The organism is Pseudoalteromonas sp. SG41-5, from assembly GCF_014164495.1.
GTDB lineage: Bacteria > Pseudomonadota > Gammaproteobacteria > Enterobacterales > Alteromonadaceae > Pseudoalteromonas > Pseudoalteromonas rhizosphaerae.
This window is the reverse complement of the sequence record NZ_JACJFH010000166.1, coordinates 1-4,683: the sequence shown is the minus strand read 5'-3', so window position 1 is coordinate 4,683 and position 4,683 is coordinate 1. Positions and strand designations below refer to the sequence as shown.

8 protein-coding genes are annotated in these 4,683 nt (G+C 38.6%); all 8 read right to left on the bottom strand.

Going from position 1 to position 4,683, the window contains the following annotated elements; genetic code table 11:
• A partial coding sequence (locus tag H5232_RS22220; protein ID WP_182831533.1) for a prepilin-type N-terminal cleavage/methylation domain-containing protein occupies positions 1–67 on the bottom strand: 67 nt, incomplete at its 3' end.
• Positions 67–516: a GspH/FimT family pseudopilin gene (locus H5232_RS22215; RefSeq protein ID WP_182831531.1), complete on the bottom strand. Its 450-nt coding sequence runs from the start codon at positions 514–516 to the stop codon at positions 67–69. The genes H5232_RS22215 and H5232_RS22220, both read right to left, overlap by 1 nt.
• Before the next feature lie 2 nt (positions 517–518).
• Positions 519–941: a type IV pilin protein gene (locus tag H5232_RS22210; RefSeq protein ID WP_182831530.1), complete on the bottom strand. Its 423-nt coding sequence runs from the start codon at positions 939–941 to the stop codon at positions 519–521.
• 292 nt (positions 942–1,233) lie between these two features.
• Positions 1,234–1,686, bottom strand: a complete 453-nt coding sequence (gene rplI / locus H5232_RS22205) for a 50S ribosomal protein L9 (protein WP_145236982.1) — start codon at positions 1,684–1,686, stop codon at positions 1,234–1,236.
• Positions 1,687–1,722: 36 nt separating this feature from the next.
• Entirely contained in the window at positions 1,723–1,950 is a 228-nt protein-coding gene (gene rpsR / locus H5232_RS22200; protein WP_002962753.1) for a 30S ribosomal protein S18, read from the bottom strand.
• Between the two features lie 12 nt (positions 1,951–1,962).
• On the bottom strand, positions 1,963–2,280 hold the full coding sequence (priB, locus tag H5232_RS22195) for a primosomal replication protein N (RefSeq protein WP_182718064.1): 318 nt from the start codon (positions 2,278–2,280) through the stop codon (positions 1,963–1,965).
• 54 nt (positions 2,281–2,334) lie between these two features.
• Positions 2,335–2,676, bottom strand: coding sequence for a 30S ribosomal protein S6 (gene rpsF / locus H5232_RS22190; protein WP_145236974.1), 342 nt, complete (start codon positions 2,674–2,676; stop codon positions 2,335–2,337).
• Between the two features lie 200 nt (positions 2,677–2,876).
• Positions 2,877–4,683, bottom strand: a 1,807-nt coding sequence (locus tag H5232_RS22185) for a S9 family peptidase (RefSeq protein WP_259400179.1), incomplete at its 5' end; no start/stop codon positions are given.

The following is a 4,683-nucleotide window of genomic DNA, read 5'->3' as shown; positions in this document are numbered from 1 at the left end:
AAGCAATACCGGCGATAACAACTGACAGCATCACTTCTAATAATGAAAAGCCACTTTGTTTAATCATTATGCACACGCCACTGATTTTTCAGCTAACCAATTTTGGCCACTTTTTAAAATGCACAAGTAATAATCTACCGTTTTATCATTGTCATCTTTAATTAAAATCTCGCTCGCCGCAGAGATTTCGCCACTTGACCACACGGTACGATCAACTAAACCAACCGTTACACCATGATGTTGGATGACGAATTCTTTTAATACTATATCAACACCATCAACAGCTGCTGTTACCTGCCATTTATCGCCACTTACCACTAGCTTAATCTCACGATCACGTTTTACCGCCTCACTGCGCGCATATTTATACACACTATTGAGCTGATTTGCGGTGGTAACAACCCGATCTTGCATGATTTGCTGGCTAAAAGAAGGAAACGCTAATACCGCCATAATCGCAACGATCCCAACCACAATCATCAACTCCACTAATGTAAAACCGGCTGTTCTAGTCATTGTTACTCCCAGCAACTATTAGCATCAGCTGATTGTGTGCCATCATGCTTAATCACTAATGCACCACAGCGATCTCCTGCTTGGGCAGAACCGATTTTTGGGGTTGCAGTTAATGTAAATGCACGACTTTTAAAATTAGCATCCGCTGCAGCGCCACTAACGCGGTTTAGCGCTTTATAAGTAAAAGTATAAAAATCTGTATTTGTTGCCGTACCAAAAGCGTTTGGATAACCACCATTTCGCGAATAAATACGCTCTAATACTGCACCATGTTGCAACATTACTTGTTGAATATCAGCACGGCGACTACGCTCCATATGCTCAATATATGAAGGCATAGCTACACTGTATAAAATACCTAGAATAGCTACGACTATTAATAACTCGATTAATGTGAAACCAGAAAAAAGCTTCGTACTTCTCATTATCTGCTCTTTCAATTTTTACATCCTTAACACTATGCCCAGTGCACAAACAATATACAGTGACAGCGCTGTCACTGTCAACAATCTGTAATCTAATTACAATGTCGCTACATTTTAATAGGTATAAATAATTAATTTTTACTTTAGATCAAACAATACCAGATAAAAAACCTAAAAAAGGGACTTTAATCAATATTTATGTTGAAAATGATATGCTAGCTAGTGATATGGATGATAATAATAAACAAAAAAGCCGTGCTTTTCAGCACGGCTTTTTTCGCTTAATTAAAAATTAAGCTTCAGCGATTACGATTACTTTGATAGTAGCCGTTACTTCTGAATGAACTGCGATTGATACGTCAAATTCGCCAGTCTCACGGATAGTACCTAGAGGTAAACGAACTTCTGACTTAGCAACTTCAACACCAACAGCTGAGATAGCGTCAGCGATGTCGCGAGTACCGATAGAACCGAATAACTTACCTTCGTCACCGGCTTTAGATACTAATGTAACTTCAGCTAATGCTTCAAGCTTATCAGCGCGTGCTTGTGCAGCAACAAGCTGGTCAGCGATTTTCGCTTCAAGCTCAGCACGACGTGCGTCAAAAGTTTCAACGTTAGCTTTAGTTGCAGGAACTGCCTTACCTTGTGGGAAAAGGAAGTTACGTGCGAAGCCAGATTTAACTACAACCTGGTCACCTAGGCCACCTAGGTTAGCGATCTTATCTAGTAGAATAACTTGCATGTTTCTACACCTTTTAAAAACGTGTTAATCCGCTGCTTACTTATGTAAGTCAGTGTATGGAAGAAGGGCTAAGTAGCGAGCACGCTTAATAGCAGTTGCTAGCTGGCGCTGGTATTTAGCGCTAGTACCTGTAATACGGCTAGGTACGATTTTGCCACTTTCTGTAACATAGTTTCTAAGAGTAGCTAGATCTTTATAATCGATTTGTTGTACGCCTTCCGCTTTAAAGCGGCAGAACTTACGACGTCTGAAATAACGTGCCATGAGATAAATTCCTCAAATAATTCTTTCTATATGCTGAGCATGCAAAACCAATTGGCTAAGGCCGTTACGACCTTCGTGACGATTTAAAAAACCGCTCACTTGCAATGCCTGCCCAACGTGCAAATGTTGAGTCTGTTGTTGCATTTGCTTACCGCTGGCAACCACTTGAAGCCTGACATAACTATTACGGTTAAGGTCTGCTTCAACTTGCATTGATTTATGTTCTACAACGAAAATACAATGCGGGATACCAGCAGGGCTTTGGCTAATCTTAGGTGTTTTACAAACAACCCCAGAAATAACCAGCTGATTCATAAAAGGACTGACCATATGGTTTACCTTAAAATTCTCGCTGATCAAGCGCCATGCTTGGACTCAAAACAATTAAGCAGCTGGTGCTTCTTTCTTCTCTTCTCTTACAAGAGGAGATGCTTCAGTTACAGCGTCTTTAGTACGCATAACTAAGTTACGAAGCACTGCATCGTTGTAGCGGAAAGTAGTTTCTAGCTCGCTGATTACTTCAGTAGGTGCTTCAACGTTCATAAGAACATAATGAGCTTTATGAAGCTTGTTGATTGGGTATGCCAATTGACGGCGGCCCCAGTCTTCAAGACGGTGGATAACACCACCAGCTTCAGTGATAGAACCAGTATAACGTTCGATCATACCAGAAACTTGCTCACTCTGATCTGGGTGAACCATGAATACGATTTCGTAATGACGCATGGATATTCCTTACGGTTAATAGAGCCTTCTACCGTTTCAGCCGGTCGGTTTAAGGCAAGGAATTAATATTAAATAGGCCGAAATGAGCGCGCATTTTACGCTTAGTCGGAAAATTAAGCAAGTAGGTTTTATAAGTTCGGTAATAAACAAATTTGCTTATTCAACTAAACAGTTTTTAATAGCTAAAAAACATTTACATGTTATAAGTTCTTTTGCAGAAAAGAGCTTACTTCTGAGAACAATATTTTTTGGCTTTCTAAATCATCAAAAAAATGCGTGCCATCTTTAATTTCTACATATTTGACGTCAACGTGGTTTTTAGCCTTACTATAAAAAATGCTCGATTGCCTATAGTCAACTCGGGTATCGTTATCACCATGAATAAGTAGTACCGGGGCTTTAATTTTTTCAACCATATTAATGACTGATACATCAGCTAACGCCTTTACGGCATTACTATCTGTCATATCAACAATATTACCTAAATAAGACCCTTGCCTACTTTCATCTTCAACAAAAGTTTCAAGAGCAGATACGCCTGAAGCACTAATTATACACTTAAAACGATAAGGTTCTTGAGCTGCCGCCGTTAATGCCACATAACCTCCATAACTTGAGCCATAAATACACGCATTGCCTTTTTTAGCTAAACCAGAATCAATTGCCCAATCCATCGCATCGTAAACATCTTGTTGCATACGCTTACCCCACTGATAATAACCAGCAGTTTCAAATTGACTACCAAAACCCGCTGAACCTCTAAAGTTAACTTGTAGCACCCCATAACCCAAACTAACTAGATACTGTAACTCTTTATTAAAATACTTATAGTCCCTTGCATTAGGCCCACCATGAGGCATAACAATTAATGGTGGCTGTTTAGCACCTTTTGGCTGGGTATAATAGCCTGAAACATCCATACCATCACTGGCTTTAAAATTATAGTTTTGGACAGAACTGAATTCTTTTGATGCCAAATATGGATATTGAGAGAGCCAAACACCACCTTTTTTAGTTTTTAAATCAAAGTAGTAATAGACTGGAGTACTACTGTCACTTACCACATATGCTAATAACCGATTATGGTCACGATTTCGACTGGCAATTGTTACTTGTTTATCTTTAAATAAGTTACCGACTGCTTGCTCTTGTTGAGCATCTTTTTCTGAAAAATAAAAGGTTTGATAAAAGTCATCATAGTAACCAACTCCAATCAAATCACCTTCGCTATTTCTTATAGTATTACTTAAATCATAACTTTCATGACTATAAACTAGTGATTCAAATTCTCCTGAAGCGATATCATATAACCACAGCGCTTCACGGCCTAGCTCTCTGTCTGACATTACATAGGCTTTAGTACCGTCAGTCGTAAGTGCCTCTATACTAAATGTGTTATCTTCACCCCAAGTGTGAGTATGTATTTTTTCTAACTCATCTTCTTTTTTTGCACGATACCATACTGAGGCTGTAAATTTATCGTCTTTTTCTTCTACAGCAATGCCTAAGCGTACCACTCCTTTATTATCAGCATACCAGCTACTAATGCCGTCTTTATTGCGCTGTATTTTTTCAAATTGAGAATCACCTAAATTAACTCGAAAAACAGAATATGCACTATCGTTTTCATCGTAAGTAGACACCAGTGCATAATCGGTTTCGTGTTTCAGTGATGATACTAATCTAAAACTTTGATATTTATAAAAACGACTTTCTGAAAAGCGTTTCGTAGTCAGTACTTTGTGTTCACCTGTTGTCACATCAAAAGCATATAATCGAGAAATACGTAAAAACTGACCATAACTATATTCAGGGTAGCTGGTTGAAACAATTACATACTTGTCACCAGACCAACGTATAAAATCAATACGATCTCGTTTTTTTTTCATACGAGCAAGAATATTTAATTCAATACTTGGAAATTTTGTAATGCTAACGGTTGGCCCATCATCAGTATTATAAACCGTTGCTATCATCTCTCCATTTGGCGATATTTGTGGTTGCTCG